This window comes from Streptomyces clavifer (genome assembly GCF_036345975.1).
In the GTDB taxonomy this organism is placed as follows: Bacteria; Actinomycetota; Actinomycetes; order Streptomycetales; family Streptomycetaceae; genus Streptomyces; species Streptomyces clavifer.
This window is the reverse complement of record NZ_CP107793.1, coordinates 5,309,065-5,332,052: the sequence shown is the minus strand read 5'-3', so window position 1 is coordinate 5,332,052 and position 22,988 is coordinate 5,309,065. Positions and strand designations below refer to the sequence as shown.

Below are 22,988 nucleotides of genomic sequence, written 5' to 3'. Positions count from 1 at the left end.
GCACCCGGCGGTCTCCGTAGGTGGGGGCGTGGAGGGTGCTCCGGTGCGGTCAGTCGCGACGGGCGTTGCGGGTGAGGCGGATCGTGTCGCGGTACCACTTGGCGCTGTCCTTGAGCGTCCGCCGCTGGGTGTCGTAGTCGACCCGGACGATCCCGAACCGCTTGTCGTAGCCGTAGGCCCACTCGAAGTTGTCCATCAGCGACCAGGCGAAGTAGCCGCGGACGTCGGCGCCCCGGAGGCGGGCCTCCGACACGGCTGCGATGTGGTCGGCGAGATAGGCGGTGCGGTCGGCGTCGGGCACGGAGCCGTCGGGCGCGACGGTGTCGTCGAAGGCCGCCCCGTTCTCGGTGATGACGGTCGGCAGCGCGTAGTCGCGCTGCAGCCGCAGCAGCAGATCGGTGAGCTCGGTGGGGGTGATCTCCCAGTCCATGGCGGTGCGGGGCAGGTCGCGCTCCACACCGCGCGTGACGGGGAGGCCGTCGGCGTCGGTCGGCGATCCGTCCTCGGTGACCCCGGAGAACAGGGCGCCGCGGTAGAAGTTGACGCCGAGGACGTCGAGGGGGGTGGCGATGGCGGCCAGGTCGCCGTCCCGCACGGGCAGTTCGATGCCCTGGGCCGCGAGATCGCCGACGATGTCCTGCGGGTAGCAGCCGCGGACGATCGGGTCCAGGTAGAGGCGGGTTCCCATGCCGTCGGCACGGCGGCAGGCCTCGCGGTCGGCCTCGCTGCCGGTCTCCGGGGTGGCGGTGCCGAGGTTCAGGGTGATGCCGAGCTCCAGCGGGTTGCCACCGGCCGCCTCGCGCATCTGCCGGGCGGCGAGACCGTGGCCCAGGAGAAGGTGGTGGACGGCGGCCATGGCGTCGCCCAGGTCGGTGCGGCCGGGCGCGTGCGCCCCGTAGGCGTAGCCCAGCATCGCCGAGCACCACGGCTCGTTCAGCGTCGTCCAGTGCTCGACCCGGTCGCCGAGCGCCTCGTACGCGAGCATGGCGTACTCGGCGAACCGGAAGGCGGTGTCGCGGGCGGGCCAGCCGCCGGCGTCCTCCAGCTCCTGCGGCAGGTCCCAGTGGTAGAGGGTGATCCACGGGGTGACGCCGCGGCCCCGCAGCTCGTCGACCAGCCGCTTGTAGAAGTCCAGGCCCTTGGCGTTGGCGGGACCCCTGCCGCCCGGCTGGATGCGCGGCCAGGCCAGCGAGAAGCGGTACGTGTCGACGCCGAGGCCCGCGATCAGCTCCACGTCCTGGGGCATGCGGTGGTAGTGGTCGCAGGCCGTGTCGCCGTGCTCCGCGTTGTGCACGGCGCCCGGGACCCGGCAGTAGGTGTCCCAGATCGACGGGGTGCGGCCGTCCTCCCGGGCGGCCCCCTCGATCTGGTACGAGGAGGTGGCGACGCCCCAGCGGAAGTCGGCGGGGAGTCCCTGGACTGCGGTGGGCTGCAGGCCGCTGCGGGACGTGGCGGGATTCATGGCTCTCCGTAACTCCGTGGGTCCGGTGGGCGTGAAGGGTCAGGCGGGCCGGGTGTGCAGCCAGCAGGCGACTTCCCTGTCCTGGCCCGCCTCCGGCCGGGCGAGGACGGGGATCTGGTCGGCGCACGGGTCGTGGGCCTTGCCGCAGCGCGGGTGGAAGGCGCAGCCGGCCGGCATCGCGGACAGGTGCGGGGGTGTGCCGGGGATGCCGGTCAGCTCGCGCCGGGGACCGTGCAGCGCGGGGAAGGAGTGCAGCAGCCCCTCGCTGTAGGGGTGGCGGGGGGCGCGGTAGATCTCGGAGGCGCCCGCCTGTTCCACGATCCGGCCGCCGTACATGATCGCGATCCGGTCCGAGAACTCGATCAGCAGGGAGATGTCGTGGGTGATGAACACGACGGAGAAGGAGAGCTGCTCCCTCAGCCGGACCAGCTGCCGCAGGATCTGACGCTGCATCACGACGTCCAGGGCGGTGGTGGGTTCGTCCATGATGACGATCTCGGGTTCCAGGGCGAGCGCCATCGCGATCATCACGCGCTGGCGCATGCCGCCGGAGAGCTGGTGCGGGTAGGCCGTCAGCCGGTCCCTGGAGATGCCGACCAGGGTCAGCAGCTCCTCGGCCCGCGCGGTCCGTTCGGCGGAGCGCATGGCGGGGCGGTGCGCCTTGAGCACGTCCGTGAGTTGGCTGTGGACGGTGTGCACCGGGTTGAGCGAGTTCATCGCCCCCTGGAACACGATCGACAGCTCCTGCCAGCGGAACGCGCGCAACGCGTCCGGGGAGAGGGAGAGGATGTCGACGGGGCCGGCGCCCGGCCGGTGGTAGTGGACGTCCCCGCCGGTGATCACCCCGGGCGGGGAGAGCAGCCGGGTGACGGCGTAGGCCAGGGTGGACTTGCCGGAGCCCGACTCGCCCGCCAGGCCGAGGACTTCGCCGCGGTGCAGGGTGAGGTCGACGTCGCGCAGCGCGTGCACGCCGGTCGGCCCGGTGCCGTAGTCGACGTTCAGTCCGCTGATCGTGAGGATCGGCTCGGCGGTCATTCGCTCTGCTCCTTGCTGGGCTTTCCGGGTGTGCCGGTCCGGGCCACCGGGGTGAAGCCGACGCGCATCCGGACCTTCCGCGAGCCGCCGGCCGAGGAGCGCAGCCGCGGGTTGACGAACTCGTCGATGCCGAAGTTGATCAGGGTGAGGGCGGTCCCGAGGAGGGCGATGCACAGGCCGGCGGGGACGAACCACCACCAGGCGCCCTGGGCCAGGGCCTGGTTGGACTGGGCCCAGAAGAGCACGGTGCCCCAGTTCCAGTGGGAGATGTCGGCGACGCCGATGAAGGCGAGGGTGATCTCCGAGAGGATCGCGAAGATGACGGTGCCGACGAAGCCGGACGCGATGACCGCGGTCAGGTTCGGCATGATCTCGAAGAGGATGATCCGCCAGGTGGACTCGCCGGTTGCCCGGGCCGCCTCCACGTAGTCGCGGCGTCTGAGCGACAGGGTCTGGGCGCGCAGGATGCGTGATCCCCACGCCCAGGAGGTGAGGGCGATGACGGCGGCGATCAGCAGATCGGTCGTGTCCTCGACGAAGCTCGCGATGATGATGATCAGCGGCAGTCCGGGGATGACCAGGAAGATGTTGGACAGCATCGAGAGGGCCTCGTCGGCGGCACCGCCGAGGAAGCCGGACGTGACCCCGATCAGCACGGACAGGACCGTGGCGAGGAAGCCTGCCAGGAAGCCGACGACGAGCACGCCGCGGGTGCCGACGAGGATCTGGGAGAGGACGTCCTGGCCGGTGTGGGTGGTGCCGAACCAGTGGGCGGCGGACGGCGCCTGCAGCAGGTCGTCGCTCATCGCGTCGGGGTCGTACGGGGCGAGCCAGGGCCCTGCGACGGCGAGGACCGCGAAGAACGCGAGGATCAGCAGCCCGGTGCGGGTCTTCCCGCCGCGCAGGAAGCGGAGCCTGGCCCGGCCGGGCGCCGCCGGGGCGGGGACGTCGGCCGGCGCGGTGACGTCGGTCGTGATGACGGACACGGGATCAGGCCTCCTTCCGGGTACGGGGGTCGAGGAGGGCGTACGCCATGTCCGCCAGCAGGTTCGCGGCGAGCACGGACAGCGTGATGATGAGGAACACGCCCTGCATCAGGGGGTAGTCCTTGGCGCCGACGGCCTGCAGCAACTGGAAGCCGATGCCCGGATAGTTGAAGACCATTTCGACCAGGAGCGTGCCGCTGACGATGAAGCCCAGGGAGAGCGCGAAGCCGGAGATGTTGGGCAGGATCGCGTTGCGGGCGGCGTAGCCGAACATGACGCGCCGCTCGGAGAGCCCCTTGGCCTGCGCCACCATCACGTAGTCCTCGGAGGAGACCGTGACCATCATGTTGCGCATGCCGAGGATCCAGCCGGCGATGGCGCTGAGCACGATCGTCACTCCGGGCAGCACCCCGTGGTACAGCGCGCTGGAGATGAACGGCCAGTCGAAGGCCGGGACGAGGGAGTTGTCGTAACCCCCCTCGAAGGGGAAGATCGGCCACTTCACGGCGAACAGCGCGATGGCGATGAGACCGAGCCAGAAGTACGGGACGGCGGAGATGAACGTGGTGACGGGCAGCAGCGCGTCCAGCCAGGAGCCGCGCCGCCAGCCGCTGTAGACACCGATCCCGGTGCCGAGCAGGAAGCTGATCAGGGTCGTGATGCCGACGAGCGCGAGCGTCCACGGCAGTGCCTGGGCGATCACCTCGCCGACCGGGGTCGGGAAGAAGGTGAACGACAGCCCGAGGTCGCCGTCCAGGAGGTGGGACCAGTAGTCGGTGTACTGCTCCCAGACGGACTTGTTCTCGTCCAGGCCGAACAGCGCCTTCAGTGAGGCGATGGCGCTGGTGTCGAGCTGGCCCTGGTAGCGGCTCATGAGGGCCTCGACCGGGTCGCCCGGCATCAGGCGCGGGATCATGAAGTTGATGGTGATCGCGGCCCACGCGGTGACGGTGTAGAAGGCCAGTCGCTGCAGTACGTACGTCACTTCCCGGCCTCCTGTCCCTCGGCTCCGTCGTACAGCCAGCAGGCGGCCCACTGGCCGTCCGCCAGGTCGAAGCGCGGGGGCGGTTCGGTGCGGCAGCGCTCCATGGCCTTCGGGCAGCGGGGGTGGAAGCGGCAGCCGTCCGGCGGGGTGATCAGTGAGGGCGGCTCACCGCTCCCGGCCTCTTCCTGCGCCTCCTCGTCCGCGACCCGGTCGGGGTCGGGTGCGGAGGCGATCAGCAGCTGGGTGTAGGGGTGGGCGGGGTGCTGGGTGACGGTCTCGCTGTCCCCTCCCTCGACGATCCGGCCGGCGTACATCACCAGGGTCGTGTCCGCGAAGTAGCGGGCGGAGGCGATGTCGTGGGTGATGTACAGGATCGCGAGGTGCAGCCGCTCCTTGAGGTCGCGCAGCAGGTTGAGCACACCGAGCCGGATCGACACGTCGAGCATCGACACCGGCTCGTCGGCCAGCAGGACCTGGGGGTCGGCGCCGAGCGCGCGCGATCGCGACGCGCTGGCGCTGCCCTCCCGACAGCTCGTGCGGGAACTTGTCCAGGAACTGATGGGGAGGAGTCAGCTGGACGCGTTCCAGCAGGGCGGCCAGGTTCTTCCGCAGGTCCGCGTCCCCGTCCCCCGCCCGGCCGTGGATCTTCAGCGCCCGGGTGAGGTGGTAGCGCACGGTGTGCACCGGGTTGAGCGAGGCGAACGGGTCCTGGAAGATCAGCTGGACCTGGTTCACGTAGGTACGGAAGGACCGGCCACGTCCGGCCCCGACCGCCTCGCCGCCCAGCTGGATCTCGCCCGCGGTGAGCGGGTACAGCCGGGCGAGCAGCCGTGCGACGGTGGACTTCCCGGAGCCGGACTCCCCCACCAGGGCCGTGACGGTGCCGCGCCGGAGCTTCAGCGAGACGTCGTCGACGGCGTGGACGGTGCGGCGTCTGCGGGCGAGGACGTCGCCGCCCGTGCGCCGCACGGGGAAGTGCTTGGTGACTCCGCGTGCTTCGAGCACCACATCGGTCCCGGTGTGCGCGGCTGCGGACTGTTCGGTGGTCATGGCCGGTTCTTCCCCGTGCTTACTTGGCGGGCTTGAGGTTCAGCACGATCTCCAGCGCGGTCGGCTGGGTGTGCTGCGGCGGCGCGTAGGGGTCGGCCTCGGTCGGCCAGCCCACCCAGTTCTTCGTGGAGTACTCGGCGCCGATGGGGGCTGCCGCCGTCGGGATGACCGGCGCCTCCTCGACCATGATCTTCTGGAGGAGGTTCATGGCCTTCGTGCGCGTGGCGTCGTCCGTGGCGTTGGCGTAGTCCTTCAGCGCCGCGGTGGCCTCGGGGCTCTTGAAGCGGCCGAAGTTGCCGAGCTGGGAGCTCTTGCCGACGGGCTGGAGGATCGCGCCGTCCATGATGTTCTGGTACATGTCGTACGGCGTGGCACCGCTGTTGGTCCAGTGCAGGGTGGCGTCGAAGTTGCCGGTGGCGACGTCGTTGCCCCAGGCCTCGGCGGTCTGCGTCTTGACCTTGGCCTCGATGCCGAGCTCCTTGACGCTGTCCTTGATGATCGAGAGCCCGGTGATGTAGTCGTTCCAGCCGGCCGGGTCGGTGAAGGTCAGCTTCACCGGCTTGCCGCCCGGGTCCTTCAGCACTCCTCCGCCGAGCGTGAAGCCCGCCTCTTCGAGGAGCTTCTTGGCACCGGCCACATCGGGCTTCGTGGTGGCGCTCTTGTACTCCGGCGCAAGGAACGGGTCGCCCGCGGGCAGCGGGATGCCGGTCGGGTTGGTGATCTCCGGGTAGAGCGTCGCCTGGGCCTGGACGTGGATCGCCTTGCGGTCCACGACCATGGCCATCGCCTTGCGGAGCGCCGGGTTGTCGAACGGCTTGCGCGCAGTGTTGAACCACAGCCCGTGGATGCCGAGCCCGGAGGGGAACCACAGCTTGTGGTTCTCCGGGTCCTTCGCGATGTACAGCTGCTTGTAGTTCGGCATGAAGACGAACGACCACTCGACCTTGCCGTTGGCCAGCGCCGTGGTGGCCGCGCTGTTGTCGTTGTAGGCCGTGTAGCGGAGCTCCTTGACCTTCGTCTCGCCCTTCCAGTAGGTGGGCGTGGCGGTCAGGGTGGTGGTCTGCGGGGTGAACGTCTTCAGCTTGTACGGGCCGGAGCCGACCGGGGTGCGGTTGGGCCAGGTCTCCGGGTTCTCGACCTTCTCCCAGATGTGCTTGGGCACGATGTAGGTCTGGATGATCTTGTTCTGGTTGACGAACTGCGATTCCTTGAAGGTCAGCACGACCTTCTCGCCCTCCACCGCGACCCCGTCGAACGGGATGCCGTTGCCGTTGAGCGCCGGGTGCTTCTTGAGCAGCTCGAAGGTGTACCCGACGTCGGCGGCGGTGAGCGGCTTGCCGTCGGCCCACTTCGCCCGGTCGTCGAGGGTGAAGGTGACCTTCGTGAAGTTGGACTCCCACGCCCAGTCGGTCGCCAGCCAGGGGTCGGCCTTGTCGGTGGGGCGGATCTGGTTCGTCATCGCCAGCGGCTCGTAGATCATGTGCCGGTAGCCGAGCGTCGCGCTCGCGGAGGTCGACAGGAACGGGTTGCTGTTGTTCGTCTGCGGCCCGTCCGGCTTGCCGAGGGTCAGTACACCGGAGGCACCGGCGCCTCCCCCCTTGCTGGCGCCCGAGTTGGCGTTCGAGCAGCCGGTGGCGAGTGCTGCCACGGCGATGGCGGCCGAGAGCGCTCTCAGCGTGTGGCGACGGCTGTGTACGGACATGTCGACTCCAGGAGACTGCGGGTCAGGGAGATCCGGGACGTGGGCAGCACTCGGCGCGCCGGGTGCGGGCGGGGCGGTGTCCTGCGGGCGGGACGGGGCGGTGCGTGTCGGAGGACTCAGGGACGGGCGGGCCCATGGGCCCTTCCGTTACGGCGCCGAGTGGCGCACGACCAGTTCGGTGGGCAACACGACCGGCCCGTCCGGTACGGCGGTGCCGCTGAGGTGGGAGAGCAGGAGACGGGCCGCCGTCTCTCCCATCTGCCGCGTGGGCTGGTGCACGGTGGTCAGCGGGGGTTCGGTGTGTTCCGCCATCGGGATGTCGTCGAAGCCGACCACCGCGATGTCGTCCGGGACCCGGCGGCCGGCGCCGCGCAGGGCCCGCAGGACGCCCGCCGCACTGATGTCGTTGTGGGCGAAGACCGAGTCGAACTCCGTCCCGGCCGCCAGGAGCCGCTCCACGGCGAGCCGGCCGGAGCGCTCGGTGAAGTCCCCCTGCACGACCAGGCCGGTGGGCAGGACCGACCGGAATCCCGCGAGCCGGTCGCGTACGCAGCCGAAGTGCTCGGGTCCGGTGAGGACCAGGGGTCTGGTGCGTCCCGAAGCCCGCAGATGGCGGGCCGCCGACGCGCCTCCCTCGTGGTTGGTGGTCACGACGGAGGGGAATTCGGGGTGGTGGCCGCGGTCGTCGATGAGGACGATCGGCAGGCCGGACCGGTGCAGTGCGGTCAGGTGGTCGAGGGTGTTCTCCGGCTCGACGACGACGAGTCCGTCGAAGGCACGCGCCGACACCTGGCTGGTGAAGCGCTCCACGGACTCGGCGCCCCGGTTGCAGGTGAAGAGCAACAGCCCGTAGTCGGCGGCCTCGACCGTGTCCACGACGCCCTGCAGCACCTCGCCCATCCACGGCCAGGTCAGCGAGGGCACCAGCATCCCGACCGTACGACTGCTGCCGCGGGCCAGCCCCACGGCGCCCGAGCTGGGCACGTAGCCGAGATGAGCGATCACTTCACGAACGCGGGCGGCCGTGGAGCCGTCCACCTCACCCTTGAGGTTGACGACCCGTGACACGGTCGTCTTGCTGACGCCGGCCTGGCGGGCGACATCGGCGATGGTGACACGCAACGGGCCTCCAGGGACAAGGCAGGACAGGGCGGGGCAAGCGGATGGTCACGGCTTCGGTACCGGTTCCGCAACCGGTACCGGAACCGGTACCGGCGTTGCGGCTGGAGTTAACCCCGCTGGAACAGGAGCGTCAATACTTCACACCGACATTGGTCCGTACCGTTGATCTCGGCGGCATCGGGAAGCCGTGTGTTCACTTCCTGACGGCTGCGCGCAGCCTTCATCACCCGCGCTCGCGACCGCGGTTCCGACCGGGCTCTCCTCCGGTACCACGCAGGCCACGGGCGGGACCGCTGCCGTGGCGCTCACCACCACGTCCGACGGCGGCGGCCACGAGGTCACCCGCGGCCTCGATGCGCGGACGCCGGCCGCCCTCGGCGCCGACCACGGGACCAGCGCTCCGGCTTCCGGCGCCGGCATCACCGCCGACGCCCGCGACCGGACCTGCACGGGCGGCGGCGCCGCCTCGTACAGGGACACGGCCACGGACATGGCGTTCTGGCTGACGAAGGGCAGCCGTGCGCTCAGCCGGCCGACCCGTGACGACACGACGCGGGGCTCCGCTCCCCCACGCAGGGCATCGGCCGCCTCTCGCTCGGCTCGTACGCCATTCCGACAGGGCTCCTCCCCCGGGCTTCCCGATCGCACATGGTCGGCAGGACTCACCGCCGCTCACCAGGCAGGCCGAGCAGCTCGGCCCGGCCTGACGGCGGCTGCCCCACCGCGGACCGCGCCGTCCACATCGCCTCCACCGCGCCGCACGCGGCCTGGCTCAGTCCGGTCCGTTGCACACGGCGCACAGTGGCATTCCGGTTCACACGGTGCACAGTCCGGTTCCGGGACCGCACGGGTGCGGGCACCCGGCACCGGCCTGTCTCCGCGGGCGCCCCGGTCCAGGTATTCGGCGCCTGCCCGGTCGCCATCCCGGGGTCGGCAGACCGACGCGGCAAAGGCCCGGCTGCACACCTGCAACGGGTCGGAAGCGCACCACCGGACGTACCACGACACGACACGGCCGGGGACGTGGTCGACGCCTAGGCGCACAGGCGCCTCGACGTGACCGGCGGGTCCTCGACGTGACCGGCGGGTCCTCGGCGAACGGCATCCGCGCGCCCGGTCCCGGACCTGCACCGGAGCCGCCGGCCGGAGGTGGCGGCTCCGGTGACGACGTCCGTCAGTCGGTCGGCTCGACGCCGGCCCGCAGCAGCCCGTAGGTGTACGCGTCCTCAAGGGCCTGCCAGGAGGCGGCGATGACGTTCTCGGCCACGCCGACCGTCGCCCAGTCACCGGATCCGTCGCCCGTGGTGATCAGCACCCGGGTGGTGGATTCGGTGCCGGTGCGGCCCTCCAGGATGCGGACCTTGTAGTCGACCAGCTCCAGCTTGGCCAGCTGCGGGTAGATCCGTTCCAGGCCGACGCGCAGTGCCCGGTCGAGGGCGTTGACGGGGCCGTTGCCCTCGGCGGTGGCGACGATCCGCTCGCCCTTCGCCCAGAGCTTCACGGTCGCCTCGTTGGCGTGGGTGCCGTCGGGGCGGTCCTCGACGATGGCCCGCCAGGACTCGATGCGGAAGTAGCGGCGGGGCCTGCCCTCGACCTCCGCGCGCAGCAGCAGTTCGAAGGAGGCGTCGGCCGCCTCGTAGGTGTAGCCCTTGAGTTCGCGCTCCTTGACCCGCTCGACGACCCGTGCGACGAGCGCGCGGTCGTCGCCCAGGTCGATCCCGAGCTCCTTCCCCTTCAGCTCGATGGACGCGCGACCCGCCATGTCGGAGACGAGCATCCGCATGGTGTTGCCGACGAGTTCCGGGTCGATGTGCTGGTACAGGTCCGGGTCGACCTTGATCGCGGAGGCGTGCAGTCCGGCCTTGTGGGCGAAGGCGGAGACACCGACGTACGGCTGGTGGGTGGAGGGCGTGAGGTTGACGACCTCGGCGATGGCGTGCGAGACGCGGGTCATGTCGGCGAGCGCGCCCTCGGGCAGGACGGTCTTGCCGTACTTGAGCTCCAGCGCAGCGACGACGGGGAAGAGGTTGGCGTTGCCGACCCGCTCGCCGTAGCCGTTGGCGGTGCACTGCACATGGGTGGCGCCCGCGTCCACGGCGGCCAGGGTGTTGGCGACGGCGCAGCCGGTGTCGTCCTGGGCGTGGATGCCGAGCCGTGCACCGGTGTCGGCGAGGACGGTGGCCACGACGGCCTGGACCTGGGCGGGGAGCATGCCGCCGTTGGTGTCGCAGAGGATGACGACGTCGGCGCCGGCCTCGGAGGCGGTGCGTACGACCGACTTGGCGTACTCGGGGTTGGCGCGGTAGCCGTCGAAGAAGTGCTCGCAGTCGACGAAGACCCGACGGCCCTGCTCGCGAAGGTGGGAGACGGTGTCGCGCACCATCTCCAGGTTCTCCTCCAGGGTGGTGCGCAGGGCCAGCTCCACATGGCGGTCGTGGGACTTGGCCACCAGGGTGATCACCGGGGCGCCCGACGTCAGGAGGGCCTGGACCTGGGGGTCCTCGGCGGCCTTTCCGCCCGCTCTGCGGGTGGCGCCGAACGCGACGAGCTGGGCGTGCTCGAAGGTGATCTCCTGCTGCGCGCGGGCGAAGAACTCGGTGTCGCGGGGATTCGCCCCCGGCCAGCCGCCCTCGATGAATCCCACACCGAAGTCGTCCAGATGCCGGGCGATGGTCAGCTTGTCCGCGACCGTCAGGTTGATGCCTTCACGCTGCGCACCGTCGCGCAGGGTGGTGTCGAAGACATGGAAGCTGTCGTCGGGGGCCGTGGCCTTGGTGGTCATGCTGTCTGACTCCTGTCGGTGAGCGGATCCGGACGAATCGGCTCCACTTGCCCCCATCATCCCGTGTGCCTCGCCCCGGCCGTGGTGGGGGCCGGAAAACGAAAAAACCCCTCGCGGGTGCGAGAGGTCTGCGCGCGGGTCTGGGGCACGATGGCCGTGCCGTACGTGGTGGTACGGACGGTCACTGCGGACCGGCGCGCCTGCTGCCGATAATCATGGCGAACGAGGACACGCGGGAAGTCTCCCACAGCCCCCCGCCCCCGCTCCGCCCCGTCTCACCATGCGGGCGTGGGGGTTGGGCGCGGGGGTGGGCCGACGGCCGCTGTGAGCCAGCGGACAGGAAAGTGGGCGTTATGCCGGATTTTCCTGTCCCCTGCCTCACAACGGCACCTCAAAAGGGTCAGCCGAGGCGGTGCATCCAGCCGTGGGTGTCCTCGGCGGTGCCGCGCTGGATGTCCAGCAGCCGCTCGCGCAGCTTGAGCGTGACCTCGCCCGGGGTGCCGTCGCCCTGGGTCCACTCGCCGTCCGCGGACTTGACGGTGCCGACGGGGGTGATGACCGCGGCGGTCCCGCAGGCGAAGACCTCGGTGAGCGTGCCCTTCGCGGTGTCGTCACGCCACTGGTCGACGGAGACGCGCGACTCCTCGGCGGTGTAGCCGAGGTCGCGGGCGACAGTGAGCAGCGAGTCACGCGTGACGCCGGCGAGCAGCGAGCCCGTGAGCGAGGGGGTGACGATCCGCTTGCCGCCGTCCTCCTGCTCGTACACGAAGTAGAGGTTCATGCCGCCCAGCTCCTCGACCCAGGTGTGCTCGACGGCGTCGAGGTAGGCGACCTGGTCGCAGCCCTTCGCGGCGGCTTCGGCCTGGGCGAGGAGGGAAGCGGCGTAGTTGCCGCCGGTCTTGGCGTCGCCCATACCGCCGGGGACGGCGCGGACCCGGTCCTGGGAGAGCCAGATCGAGACGGGCTTCACACCGCCGGGGAAGTAGGCGCCGGCCGGGGAGGCGATGACGAGGAAGAGGTACGAGTTGGCGGGCTTCACGCCCAGGCCGACCTCGGAGGCGATCATGAACGGGCGCAGGTACAGGGACTCCTCGCCGCCGTGCGCCGGAACCCACGCCTTGTCCTGCTGGACGAGGGCGTCGCAGGCCTCGATGAACGTCTCGGCCGGGAGCTCGGGCATCGCGAGCCGGGCGGCGGACCGCTGGAACCGCGCGGCGTTGGACTCCGGACGGAACGTGGCGACCGTCCCGTCGCCCTGGCGGTAGGCCTTGAGACCCTCGAAGATCTCCTGCGCGTAGTGCAGGGTCATGTTGGCGGGGTCGATCGACAGCGGTCCGTACGGGACGAGCTGGGCGTCGTGCCAGCCGCGGCCTTCGGTCCAGCTGATCGTCACCATGTGATCGGTGAAGTGGCGGCCGAATCCGGGGTTGGCCAGGATCGCCTCGCGCTCCGCGTCGGACAGCGGGTTCGAGGAGGGCTTGAGCTCGATCGTGGGCGTCGTCATGAGTGCGTGTCCTTCACCGGTCTTGTGTGTGATGGACCGCGCTCACGCCCGCTCCCGTCCCGCACTTCGCAGGCAGGTCGTAGGACGTCCGAGCTCTACCGCAAGCCACGGCCCCGCGTTCGATTATCTCTCGCGGGCGGCCGTGCACGAAATGACGTGTTTGCGGTGACGTGAAATGCGGTCCGGGGTCGATGGTGGCACCCGGAGACCGCAAGGTGAAGCCGCCGGGTGCGGATGCGACCCGGCGGCTTCGAAGTAAAGGCGTCGGGTCAGCTCGCTACGCGTACTGCGAGCGCGTCACCGATCTCGTCGGTGGTGCGGGCGGCCTTGCCTTCGCGCTCCGCGAGGTCGACGGAGACGGCCTCCTCGATGCGCAGGGCCTCGGGCTCGTAGCCGAGGTGGCGCAGCAGAAGGGCGACGGAGAGGATCGTGGCGGTCGGGTCGGCCTTGCCCTGGCCCGCGATGTCGGGGGCGGTGCCGTGGACCGGCTCGAACATCGACGGGAAGGCACCCGTCGGATTGATGTTGCCGGACGCGGCCAGGCCGATGCCGCCGGTCACGGCCGCGGCGAGGTCGGTGAGGATGTCGCCGAAGAGGTTGTCGGTGACGATGACGTCGAAGCGCTCCGGCTGGGTGACGAAGAAGATCGTCGCGGCGTCGACGTGCAGGTAATCGGTGGTGACCTCGGGGTTCTCGGCCGCGACCTTGTCGAAGATGTTCTTCCACAGGTGGCCGGCGTGCACGAGGACGTTGTTCTTGTGGACCAGCGTCAGCTTCTTGCGCGGGCGGGCCGCGGCACGGGCGAAGGCGTCACGGACGACGCGCTCGACACCGAAGGCGGTGTTGACGCTGACCTCGGTGGCGACCTCGTGCTCCGTGCCGGTGCGCAGGGAGCCGCCATTGCCCGTGTACGGGCCCTCGGTGCCCTCGCGCACGACGACGAAGTCGATGTCGGGGCGGCCGGCCAGCGGCGTCGCGGTGTTCGGGAAGAGCTTCGACGGCCGCAGGTTGACGTAGTGGTCGAAGGCGAAGCGGAGCTTGAGCAGCAGCCCGCGCTCCAGTACGCCCGACGGCACGGACGGGTCACCGATGGCGCCGAGCAGGATGGCGTCGTGGCCCTTGAGGGCCTCCAGCTCCGCGTCCGGGAGGGTCTCACCGGTGCGGTGCCAGCGCTGGGCGCCGAGGTCGTACTCCTTGGTCTCCAGCTTCACATCCTGCGGGAGAACAGCGTTGAGGACCTTGAGGCCCTGGGTGACGACCTCCTGGCCGATACCGTCGCCGGGGATCACTGCGAGATCGATGCTGCGAGACATGGAGGCACCCTAGCCTTCCGTCCCACCCCATGACATCCGCTGTCCACGATCCGGACGGCCGGAGCGGTTCGCGCGAGTGGTGCGCGAGGCCCGCACAAGCGCTGGACCAGGGATCATCGGTGCCACGAGGTGGGAACCCGGGCATCAGTGGCCGGTCGACCCGCCGTTGTCCCGGCGGTCGAGGGCACGCTGCAGGGCGGCTGCGGCGTTCTTGCGCTCCGACTCGGTCGGGCGGGGGGTGTGACGGACACGGCGTGCAGTGGTCTGGGCCATGATCGACTCCTTGGGATCGCGTGGATATCGGGATCGGGACGCTTCACGTCGCGCGGTACGGGCCGCACGAAGGTGACGGTCGGGATCGGGATTTCGAGGCGCCGGAAGGGGCGGGGAGCGGTGCCGCAGGGGTTGCCTGCTTCGGGGCACGTGCTCGCGACCGCCAGTCGCTGGATCATGCGAGTCGTTCGGCTCCTACAAAGTTAGGACAGCTGGGGCCATCTGTCTCTACAGGTACTCGGACTTCCTACTATCTGAGACGGCGACGCGAGCACCACGTGCTACGGAGGCGTGCCCCGGGTGCGTCCGTGACCCGGTGTCGGCCCGGTGGCTGCCCCGGATGTCGGCCCCGGGTGTCGGCCCACTGCGAGGGCGTTCGGGTGCCCCGGGGCACGCTGGCTGAGGGGCGGACGCGGTTGCGCGGGTGCGGTGTGGGACGCCGGCCGGGTGCGCGGGAGGTGGGCGTCGGCCGATCGAGCAAGCCCGCGACCCGCACGTTCTAGGCTCCCGCTCCGCCGGCAGCGGCGTGCGGTCGTGCTGTGTGCGCAGGGGGACGAGCCCTCTGTACGTGCCGGGTCCGTTCCCGGAGAGGACGCCGGGCGGACCGGGCACGGTTCTCCGGAGTGTCCGCCTCGGCAGCGCTGTTGTCGGAGGGCCACGAGGCCGAGCCGTCCTCACCGGGCGTGTACGTGCCCGGTGAGGACGGCTCGGCCCGCTTGCGGGGTGGTCGCGGAGCGGATGGAGTCGAGCACCGCGCTGGCGCTGGAGGGGCCTTGGCGATCTGCGGGTCGGCGCGAACCGGCTGTCGACGCCCGCCCGGTACGGCAGGTGCAGGGGACGGACGCGGCAGCGGATCCCGGAGCGGCCCCATGGAGCCGGCGGCCTCCGAGGCGGACAGCACGGGGCCGCGTCCGTCGTGTGGAGCGGTACCGGCCCGATGAGACGAGGTGTCACCGGTCCGCCAGAACGTCGCCCCACCAGCCCCACCGGTGACCCGCGCTCGGCCGGTCTGCCGGCCCGCCGGTCCCGCTGCCCAGTGGCCGGCGGCAGCTCTCCGTCACACCAGGAGTGCCTCCAGCGCCACCGCCGTATCCGGGTGGCGGCCGACGAGGGCCGCACCCGACGGGTCGGGGGCCGCCGTCTCCCACGTCCCGTCGCAGCCCAGCAGGCCCGCGAGGGCGTCGCAGGATGCGGGATGGGCGGCGAGCAGGACGCAGCCGCCGCCCTCGGACGGCGCCGGGGGCCCCGCGTCCGGCACCGGCTGCGCCTTCCACGGCGGAACCCACTGGTCCAGGGTCGCGAGCCGGCCCGGGAAGATCCGTCCGGCCTCGCGGATCAGCAGCGGAGCCAGCTCGGCACCGTCCGCCCGCAGGGTGGTGATCAGCGTCGGCAGCCACGGCAGGAGCACCGGGTCCGGCAGCCGCCCGAAGGCGTTCGACACCGCCTCCACCACGAAGTCGGTGAGGCCGGGCACCGGCTCCAGGGCCTGCACGAAACCGCTGAGGTAGCGCGGATACGCGGGTACCACGAGGGGGTTGCCGAGCAGTTCGTCGCACTTCGCCCGGAGGTCCTCACGGGTCAGGTGCCCCAGGTGAACCTGGGCGGCCCACAGCAGCGCCGTCCTCGAAGGCTCCTGGGGATGCGACTGTGCCAGGGCCAGCTCCAGCTGGGTCCGGTCGCATCCCAGCGACAGCGCCAGGTTCTCCATGCTGAAGAGGAAGCCCAGCATCGCCGCCACCTGCCGGACCGTGGCGTCCTCGTCGGTGAACGCGGTCGGCAGCAGAGTGCAGTAGTGCGCGTACCCCGCCTTGGTGAAGGCCTCGATCCACGGAGGCAGGACCGGTTCGCTGGTGCGGTAGTACGCCAGCAGCCGCCGCACCCGGCGCAGCACCTCCGGTGCGCCGTCGACGGTGCGCTCGGCCGAGAGCACCTCCAGGGCGCGGTTGCCCAGCTCGTCGGCGAGCCGACGGCTGCGGAGGTACAGCGTCGCGTCCTCGACGGCTTCCAGGACGGTCGCCGCGGTCGCCTGCGGGCCGTACGCGGTACGGCGCAGGCGCTGCTCCAGGACCTGCTCGATGCTCACGCCCTCGTAGCCGAGCTCGATGAGCGCACGCTGGTGGGTGCCCAGCGCGAGGTCCCACGACTCCTGGATGGGCCGCTCCCCCAGCTTCCGCTCGCCCATGACCGTGCGGGCTGCGCCGCCCGGCATCAGGTGGCGCAGCATCCACAGCACGTCGGAGCACCGCTCCAGCTCCGGCCGGGAGGCGATGTCCAGCAGGGCCCGCTGCACCCCGCGCTGCTGGAGCTTGAGGTTCAGCGGAGCGAGCCGGTCGTGCACGTCGCGGGCGAGGGGCGGCAGTGCCTCGTAGCCGACCTGGCCGACCCGGTCGCCGCCCATCATGATCTCCACGAGGCGGCGTACGTCGCGGCGGCCGGGCACCGAGTCCTTCTCGATGCAGGTGACGGCCGCGTCCTGGAAGTCGTAGGGCGTGGGCCTGGCCCTGTCGCGCATCCCGGCCAGCAGGATCGACGTCTCGAACACCGCGATGGCGTCGGCGGTGGAGGCGAGGTAGCCGTTGCGGCGGGCGGCGCGCACGATCTCCACGGACCAGCCGAGCAGTTCGGCCTCGTCCAGCCGGTCCAGGACGGGAGGTTGCTGCAGGAAACCGGTCAGCTTGTCCGAGGCCGGGAGGTCCGGCACGGGAGCGGCCGTGGTCTTCGCGGGCCTCGGTTTCTTCGCCCCGGCCTGCCCTGCGAGGACGAAGGGCTTCACACGGGTGCGCCGGAGGTTCTTCGCCCAGAGGGTCGCGGCGATCGACACGGAACCGGAGGCGAGGCCGAACTGTGCCTCGATCGCCGCGTGGCTGGACGGGATCAGGCCGTGCAGCCACGTGGTCGCGCTGCGCGGGGTGATCTCGAAGGTGTCGCTGCCCGCGACGCCGAACTCCTCGACGCGGCTGGCCGCGTGGAAGGCGCCGCAGACGTAGAGGCAGTCCTCGGGATCGGTGCCGGTCGCGGCCAGGTGCTCACGCATCCTGGTCCACATGTAGCGCTCGCGGTCCTCGTCCACGCGCACCCGGTGGGGGTCGCCGGGGGCGAGGCGCCGGAAGAGGCTGCCGATCAGGAGCATGACCTGGCGGTAGGTGTCGTGGTCGCTGTCGCCGAGCGGCAGCTCGACGTACTGGTGCCACCACTCCGACCAGTGCCGGACCTTGCCGTGGCGCAGCAGGTGCTCCTCCAGCTCGGCGAAGCGCGGGCGCAGGTCGCCGATCTCCACGCCCACCGCGTCGCCGTGGAGCGCGGCCTCCTCCTCCGGGGGCGGGGCGTCCGGGTCGGCCGGGCCTGCGTCGTACCCCGCGCGCGCGTCCCACTGGAAGACGTGGTCCGAGGAGCGGTCGACGAGGACCAGATCGACGCCCGGGGTGTCCAGTGCGTAGGCGATCGCCTGGTATTCGGCGGAGGCCTCGGTGATCGGCGCGACCACCGACAGCGGGGACCACTCGGCGGGGAAGCCGTCGACCTCGGAGGCGAAGGACTGGACCGCCACCGGCAGCCGGCAGTTGCGCAGCTCGGTGAGCAGCGGTGCCATGTCCTCGCACAGCTCCAGGTACACGACCTTGGGCTGCTTCTCCCGCAGCCGGCGTGCCATCGCGATCGCCGACGCGGGCGAGTGGTGGCACACGGGGAAGATCTCCAACGGCTCGCGCACCGCGCGGTCGACGTCGTCGACGAGGCCGAGGAGGATCCCCTCCAGCGCGTCGGGTCCGTCGGCGAAGGCAGTGGCGGCCTCCTGTAGTTGCCCGCGCAGCTCTCCGAAGGTCTCTTCGGGCGCGCCGCTCATGACAGGGTGGCGATCGCGTCCCGGCCGCCCTCCAGGAACTCCGGCCACGAGCCGCCCTCCGCCTTGCTGCGCGGCTCGACGACACCGTGCAGGTACTTGTTGAGGATGGCCAGGTCCTCGGGCTCGCGCCGGGCCAGCGACCCGACGAGCGAGGAGGCCAGCGTGTGGGCGGTCAGAGCGCGTTCGCCGAAGAAGTTGCTGTGGAGGATCGCGTCCTCCAGTACGCCGATCTGCTCGGCGGTGGACAGGGCGGACTCCAGCTTCTCGTCGTCGCTGCCGGCCGCGGCCGCCGTGGCGCGCAGGTCCGCGAAGCTCTGCAGCAGCACGTCGAGGAGTGTCGGCGGCACGTCCAGCTCGATCTGGTGACGCCGCAGCAGCTCCTCGGTGCGGAAGCGGACGATCTCCGTCTCGCTCTTCTTGTTCGTCACCACCGGGATGCGGACGAAGTTGAAGCGGCGCTTGAGCGCCGAGGACAGGTCGTTGACACCCCGGTCGCGGCTGTTGGCGGTCGCGATGACCGAGAAGCCGGGCTTGGCGAAGACGATGCTGTCGCTGTCCAGTTCGGGCACCGAGATGTACTTCTCGGACAGGATCGAGATCAGCGCGTCCTGGACGTCGCTGGTGGAGCGGGTGAGCTCCTCGAACCGGCCGATCGCGCCCGTCTCCATCGCGGTCATGATCGGCGAGGGGATCATCGACTCCCGCGACTGTCCCTTGGCGATGACCATGGACACGTTCCACGAGTACTTGATGTGGTCCTCGGTGGTGCCGGCCGTGCCCTGCACCACCAGGGTGGAGTTGCGGCTGATCGCGGCGGACAGCAGCTCGGCCAGCCAGCTCTTGCCGGTTCCGGGATCGCCGATGAGCAGCAGACCGCGGTCGGAGGCCAGCGTGACGATCGAACGCTCGACGAAGCTGCGGTCGCCGTACCACTTCTGCGCTATGTCGCGGTCCAGGCCGTCCGAGCGCTCGGAGCCCAGGATGAACAGGCGGACCATCTTCGGGGAGAGGCGCCACGAGAAGGGCTTGGGGTTGTCGTCGATGGACTCCAGCCAGTCCAGCTCCTCGGCGTACTTGATCTCGGCGGGGGCGCGCAACAGGTCGGACATGTGAGGGCCTTTCTAGGCGAGGAACGTCTTGAGCTCGTGGACGAGCTTGCGGATGTGGCCGGAGAGCACCGGCGTGCCGAGATCCTTGAACCGTTCCCGGAACCACGGATTGACGACGCCGCGGCCGGAGCTGGTCACCGAGCCGACCGGGATGAATTTGGCACCCGAGCGGTGAATGGCCGCCATGCTTTCGAACAGCGGTTCCGTCTGCCACTCGTAGAAGTCGGATATCCATACGACGACGGTGTTGCGCGGCTCGGCGATCTTCGGCTGGGCCAGCGCCATGGCGACCGTTCCGTCGGTGCCGCCGCCGAGGTTGGTGCGCAGCAGGGTCTCGAAGGGGTCGTGCACCCAGGGTGTGAGGTCGAGCGCCTGGGTGTCGTACGCGATCAGGTGGACGTCCACCTTGGGGAGCCCGGCGAAGATCGAGGCCAGGATGGTGCAGTTCACCATCGAGTCGACCATCGAGCCCGACTGGTCCACGACGACGATCAGCCGCTGGGGTGTCGTGCGGCGGGCGGTGTGCCGGTAGTAGAGGCGGTCGACGTACAGCCGCTCCTCCTCCGGGCTCCAGTTGACGAGGTTCTTCCAGATCGTGCGGTCGATGTCGAGGTTGCGGAACACCCGCTTGGGCGGGACCGAGCGGTCCAGGGCTCCCACCGTGGACTTCTCCACCTGGGTGCGCAGCACTTCGGCGATGTCGTCCACGAAGCGGCGGATCAGGGCCTTGGCGTTGGCGAGGGCCACGCCGGAGAGGTTGTTCTTGTCGCGCAGCAGCTGCTCGATCAGCGACATGCTCGGGGTGAGCTGTGCGGCCAGTCGGGGGTCGGCCAGCACTTCGCGCAGGTGCATGCGCTTGACGAGGTCGGCCTCCAGCGCGCCCAGCGCGGGGCCGATCGCAGGGATCAGCCGGCCGAGGTCGGGGGTCGCGCCGCGGCCCCCGGTGCCCGTCGGGCCGACGCCCGGCCCGGTCCGCCCGCCCCGCAGTTGGCCGGGGGTGCAGCCGAGCGCGCGCTCCAGCCATCCCGCGTCGGACTGCCAGCGCGCCAGCTGTCCGGCGGTGACCGTGCCGGAGCCGGAGGCGAAGACGTTGAGCAGCACCTTCGACGCCAGAGCCGCGCGCCGTACTTCGGCGGCCCGGTCGCGGGAGGCGCCGGCGGGATCGGTCTCGGGACCGGGCGCCATCAGGCCGTCGAACTCGTCGGCCAGCTCCGGGTGGCGTTGCACGACGGAGTCGACCGAGGCCTGCGGGTCCAGCAGCGCGGACGGCAGGCCGATGTCGTCGACGACGGCCAGGCTCGCCGATTCGAGGGTGGCCTGCTCCTCCGGGTCGAAGAGGCGGGCGAGGAGGCGCCAGTAGAGGACCTGGCGGCGGTTGTCGTGGTGGTCGGGCCCGGCGTCCTGCGGGGCCTCGGCCGGGGGCACCGGCTGGGATCCGGTCGTGTGGTCCGTCATTTCCGCAGCAGCCTCCCTGCCCGCTCCCGCAGCACGGCCACGGCGTCGGTGGCGGCCTTCTCGGCCCGGACGCCCGCCTTGTCGGCCGTGCCTCCGGCCCATCCGCCGGCGTGCAGCGCGACGGCCTTCTTCCGTACGGTCCGCTCCACGGCGAGCGGCTGGACGCGATACGTCCCGGCGTCCCAGCGGAGCAGCGCGATGCAGGCACCGGAGGCAGCGACCGCCTCGGGGGTGAGGGGTCCGGCGGCCGGGATCCGGTCGGTGTCGACAGGAAGCGCGTGACCGGCGACGGTGAACGTCAGTGTGCCGTCGTCGTCGGTCCCTGCCTCGTAGCCCTCCAGGAACACGGGGACGGCGATGCGCGCCGGGTGCCGGTCGAGGGGCACGGTCGCGGCGTCGGTGGCGGCGGGCAGGGCGACGCGGGCGGTGGCGAACGCGTCGGCGGGGTCGCCCCGGCGGGCCTGCCCGTCGTCCCAGACCAGGTCCCCGTCGGCGGTGACCGGCATGTCGGTGAGGTCCATCGAGCACCCGTCGCCGACCGCGGCCAGCAGTGACATGTGGGGGCGGAGCAGCTGCCAGAGCCCGGCCCCGACGACCGTGTCGGGCTTCGGCACGGACACGCCCGCCCGCACGAGACGGGGCGCGGTCCCGTCCGCGGGCTCGAACACGGCGTGGACCTGGGCCTGTACGGCGGTCGCGTGCTCCTGCAGGTCGACACCGAGGGGCAGGAGCCTGCCGGTGGCCGTGCCGGACAGGGGCAGGGCGGCGGCCCCGGGCAGGGTGAGCAGCATCCCGCGCGACCACAGGTCCGCCCAACGGCGTGCCGGTACGCGTTCGAGTGAAGCGCCCGGGCAGGACGCTGCCAGCTCCACCGCGAAGCCGTCCAGGAGCGTCGCCAGGCGGCGCATGGCCGGGTCCGGAAGCATCGCGGAGACGACCGGCGCCGCGCCGGAGACCAGGTCGTGGTCGATGCCCTGCCACCCGGAGCGGGCCAGGTCGGCCAGCCAGGAGCGGGCGGCGAGGTGCAGGTTGGCCGCCTGCCCCCCACCGGGGTGCGGGACGGTCTCCTCGCCGCGGGGCCGTCCGGTCGCCTCCCCGACGCGCGTGGTCAGGGCGTCGTGGACGGATCCGAGCAGGGCGGTCCGGGCGGCGGCCAGGGCCACGAAGTGGTCCTCGCCCGCCGCTCCCGCCACGGCCTTCCCGGCCGCCTCGGCGACCCTGTCGGCCAGCGGGCTGCCCGCGACGGCGCGTGCGAGCCCGGCCGGGCCGGCGGACAGCTCGGGCCGGGGACGCGACAGGCCCTCGACGAGGGTCCGGTCGAAGGCGTCGACGGCGGCCAGGGCCTCGTCGAGCCCGGGGACGGGTCCGGCCAGCAGATCGGCGCGCATCACGCCACCGCCCTGCTCGGCGGGAACCACTGCATCTCGGGCAGCGGCGCGGTGGTCGGTGCCAGCTCCAGGTAGGCGAGGTGGCGCAGGAACCTGCTGAAGACGGGCGCGGCGGCCGTGGTGTCCCCCTGCGACGGCCGGGTGCTGCTCATGCCGCCGGTGATGGTCTGTGCGCTCGGCTCGCCGTCCGCGCTCTCGACCCTCAGGTAGCGGGCGACGCGCTCGGCGCCGTACTGCAGCACCGCTTCGGTGATCAGGGCCCGTATGTGGTTGCAGAACGAGCCCCTGGCGCCGCCGCAGGGACGGTTGTTGTTGGTGCTGCACGCGAAGGCGTAGGTACCGGCGACGACCGACGAGACGTAGACCCGCTCGATGTCGGAGCCGCTGGACACCACACCCTGCAGGCGTCCGTCGGCCAGCTCGACGAACGGGACCTTGGCGAGCTTGCGCGGTCGTGCGGGCGCCACCACCCGTACCGTGCTCGACCGCTCCCAATCTGAATCCGACAACGCGCCATCTCCAATGCACACCGGGGGGGCGTCCTCACCACGTCGGCGGGACACCACTGAACCTAATGGCGACCACTGACAACCACGGGCGCCGGGGCGGGGCGGGGGCGGTTGGCATACGGACCCGTGCGGCACCGTGACCCGCGCGAAGGCCCGCGCCCACGCCGTCCGGCGGCCTGGGGGCGCCCGCCCCGGCACCGCGCGCGGTGGTGCCGCGGGTGCCCGCCCGGCACCGCGCGACGGACCTGCGAATACCCGCCGGGCACGGCGTGCGCGGATGCCGCTTGTCACCGGACGCTGAACTGCGCGGGGGTGCGCGGGCGTTCAGCAGCGCACGTGGTGTGCGGTGGCGCACGGCGGCGTGCGGCAGGAGCAGGGAGGCGTGCAGCGGGGCGCGGCGGCGTGCTGCGGCGTGCGGCAGGAGCAGGGAGGCGTCCAGCGGTGCGCGGTGAAGTACCTCCGCTCACGCCGG

Annotated in this window: 15 protein-coding genes and 1 pseudogene; all 16 read right to left on the bottom strand. The window is 71.3% G+C overall.

From position 1 onward, the window contains the following. Window positions 1-49: 49 nt before the first annotated feature. Complete coding sequence (locus tag OG927_RS23455) at window positions 50-1,462, bottom strand: GH1 family beta-glucosidase (RefSeq protein WP_056794645.1); 1,413 nt, start codon at window positions 1,460-1,462, stop codon at window positions 50-52. 39 nt (window positions 1,463-1,501) lie between these two features. Beyond that, a complete protein-coding gene (locus tag OG927_RS23450) occupies window positions 1,502-2,497 on the bottom strand; it encodes an ABC transporter ATP-binding protein (RefSeq protein WP_124281101.1) in 996 nt (331 codons plus the stop codon). Then, complete coding sequence (locus OG927_RS23445; protein WP_056794640.1) at window positions 2,494-3,483, bottom strand: ABC transporter permease; 990 nt, start codon at window positions 3,481-3,483, stop codon at window positions 2,494-2,496. Before OG927_RS23445 ends, OG927_RS23450 begins: the two co-directional genes overlap by 4 nt. 4 nt (window positions 3,484-3,487) lie before the next feature. Next, complete coding sequence (locus tag OG927_RS23440; RefSeq protein ID WP_056794638.1) at window positions 3,488-4,468, bottom strand: ABC transporter permease; 981 nt, start codon at window positions 4,466-4,468, stop codon at window positions 3,488-3,490. Further along, window positions 4,465-5,518: pseudogene (locus tag OG927_RS23435) on the bottom strand (ABC transporter ATP-binding protein). Before OG927_RS23435 ends, OG927_RS23440 begins: the two are co-directional and overlap by 4 nt. A gap of 19 nt (window positions 5,519-5,537) precedes the next feature. Then, window positions 5,538-7,220, bottom strand: a complete 1,683-nt coding sequence (locus OG927_RS23430; protein ID WP_056794633.1) for an ABC transporter substrate-binding protein — start codon at window positions 7,218-7,220, stop codon at window positions 5,538-5,540. A gap of 147 nt (window positions 7,221-7,367) precedes the next feature. Beyond that, on the bottom strand, window positions 7,368-8,342 hold the full coding sequence (locus tag OG927_RS23425; RefSeq protein ID WP_056794631.1) for a LacI family DNA-binding transcriptional regulator: 975 nt from the start codon (window positions 8,340-8,342) through the stop codon (window positions 7,368-7,370). 1,174 nt (window positions 8,343-9,516) lie between these two features. After that, window positions 9,517-11,124: a citramalate synthase gene (cimA, locus tag OG927_RS23420; protein WP_056794629.1), complete on the bottom strand. Its 1,608-nt coding sequence runs from the start codon at window positions 11,122-11,124 to the stop codon at window positions 9,517-9,519. Window positions 11,125-11,524: 400 nt separating this feature from the next. Continuing rightward, the gene (locus tag OG927_RS23415) at window positions 11,525-12,628 is read right to left on the bottom strand and encodes a branched-chain amino acid aminotransferase (protein WP_330320727.1); all 1,104 of its coding nucleotides are present in this window, start codon (window positions 12,626-12,628) and stop codon (window positions 11,525-11,527) included. A 269-nt stretch (window positions 12,629-12,897) separates the two neighbouring features. Continuing rightward, on the bottom strand, window positions 12,898-13,941 hold the full coding sequence (locus OG927_RS23410; RefSeq protein WP_056794624.1) for a 3-isopropylmalate dehydrogenase: 1,044 nt from the start codon (window positions 13,939-13,941) through the stop codon (window positions 12,898-12,900). A 144-nt stretch (window positions 13,942-14,085) separates the two neighbouring features. Then, entirely contained in the window at window positions 14,086-14,214 is a 129-nt protein-coding gene (locus tag OG927_RS23405) for a hypothetical protein (protein ID WP_274922797.1), read from the bottom strand. Window positions 14,215-15,271: 1,057 nt separating this feature from the next. After that, window positions 15,272-18,055 carry a DUF5682 family protein gene (locus OG927_RS23400; protein WP_330320726.1) on the bottom strand — a complete coding sequence of 928 codons (2,784 nt, stop codon included), beginning with the start codon at window positions 18,053-18,055 and terminating at the stop codon, window positions 15,272-15,274. After that, on the bottom strand, window positions 18,052-19,164 hold the full coding sequence (locus OG927_RS23395) for an ATP-binding protein (protein ID WP_056794620.1): 1,113 nt from the start codon (window positions 19,162-19,164) through the stop codon (window positions 18,052-18,054). The genes OG927_RS23400 and OG927_RS23395 overlap by 4 nt, the downstream gene beginning before the upstream one ends. A 12-nt stretch (window positions 19,165-19,176) precedes the next feature. After that, window positions 19,177-20,619, bottom strand: coding sequence for a vWA domain-containing protein (locus OG927_RS23390; RefSeq protein ID WP_056794618.1), 1,443 nt, complete (start codon window positions 20,617-20,619; stop codon window positions 19,177-19,179). After that, entirely contained in the window at window positions 20,616-22,007 is a 1,392-nt protein-coding gene (locus tag OG927_RS23385) for a hypothetical protein (protein ID WP_245376694.1), read from the bottom strand. The genes OG927_RS23390 and OG927_RS23385 overlap by 4 nt, the downstream gene beginning before the upstream one ends. Beyond that, window positions 22,007-22,477: a hypothetical protein gene (locus OG927_RS23380; RefSeq protein ID WP_319100827.1), complete on the bottom strand. Its 471-nt coding sequence runs from the start codon at window positions 22,475-22,477 to the stop codon at window positions 22,007-22,009. Before OG927_RS23380 ends, OG927_RS23385 begins: the two co-directional genes overlap by 1 nt. Between the last annotated feature and the right edge of the window lie 511 nt (window positions 22,478-22,988).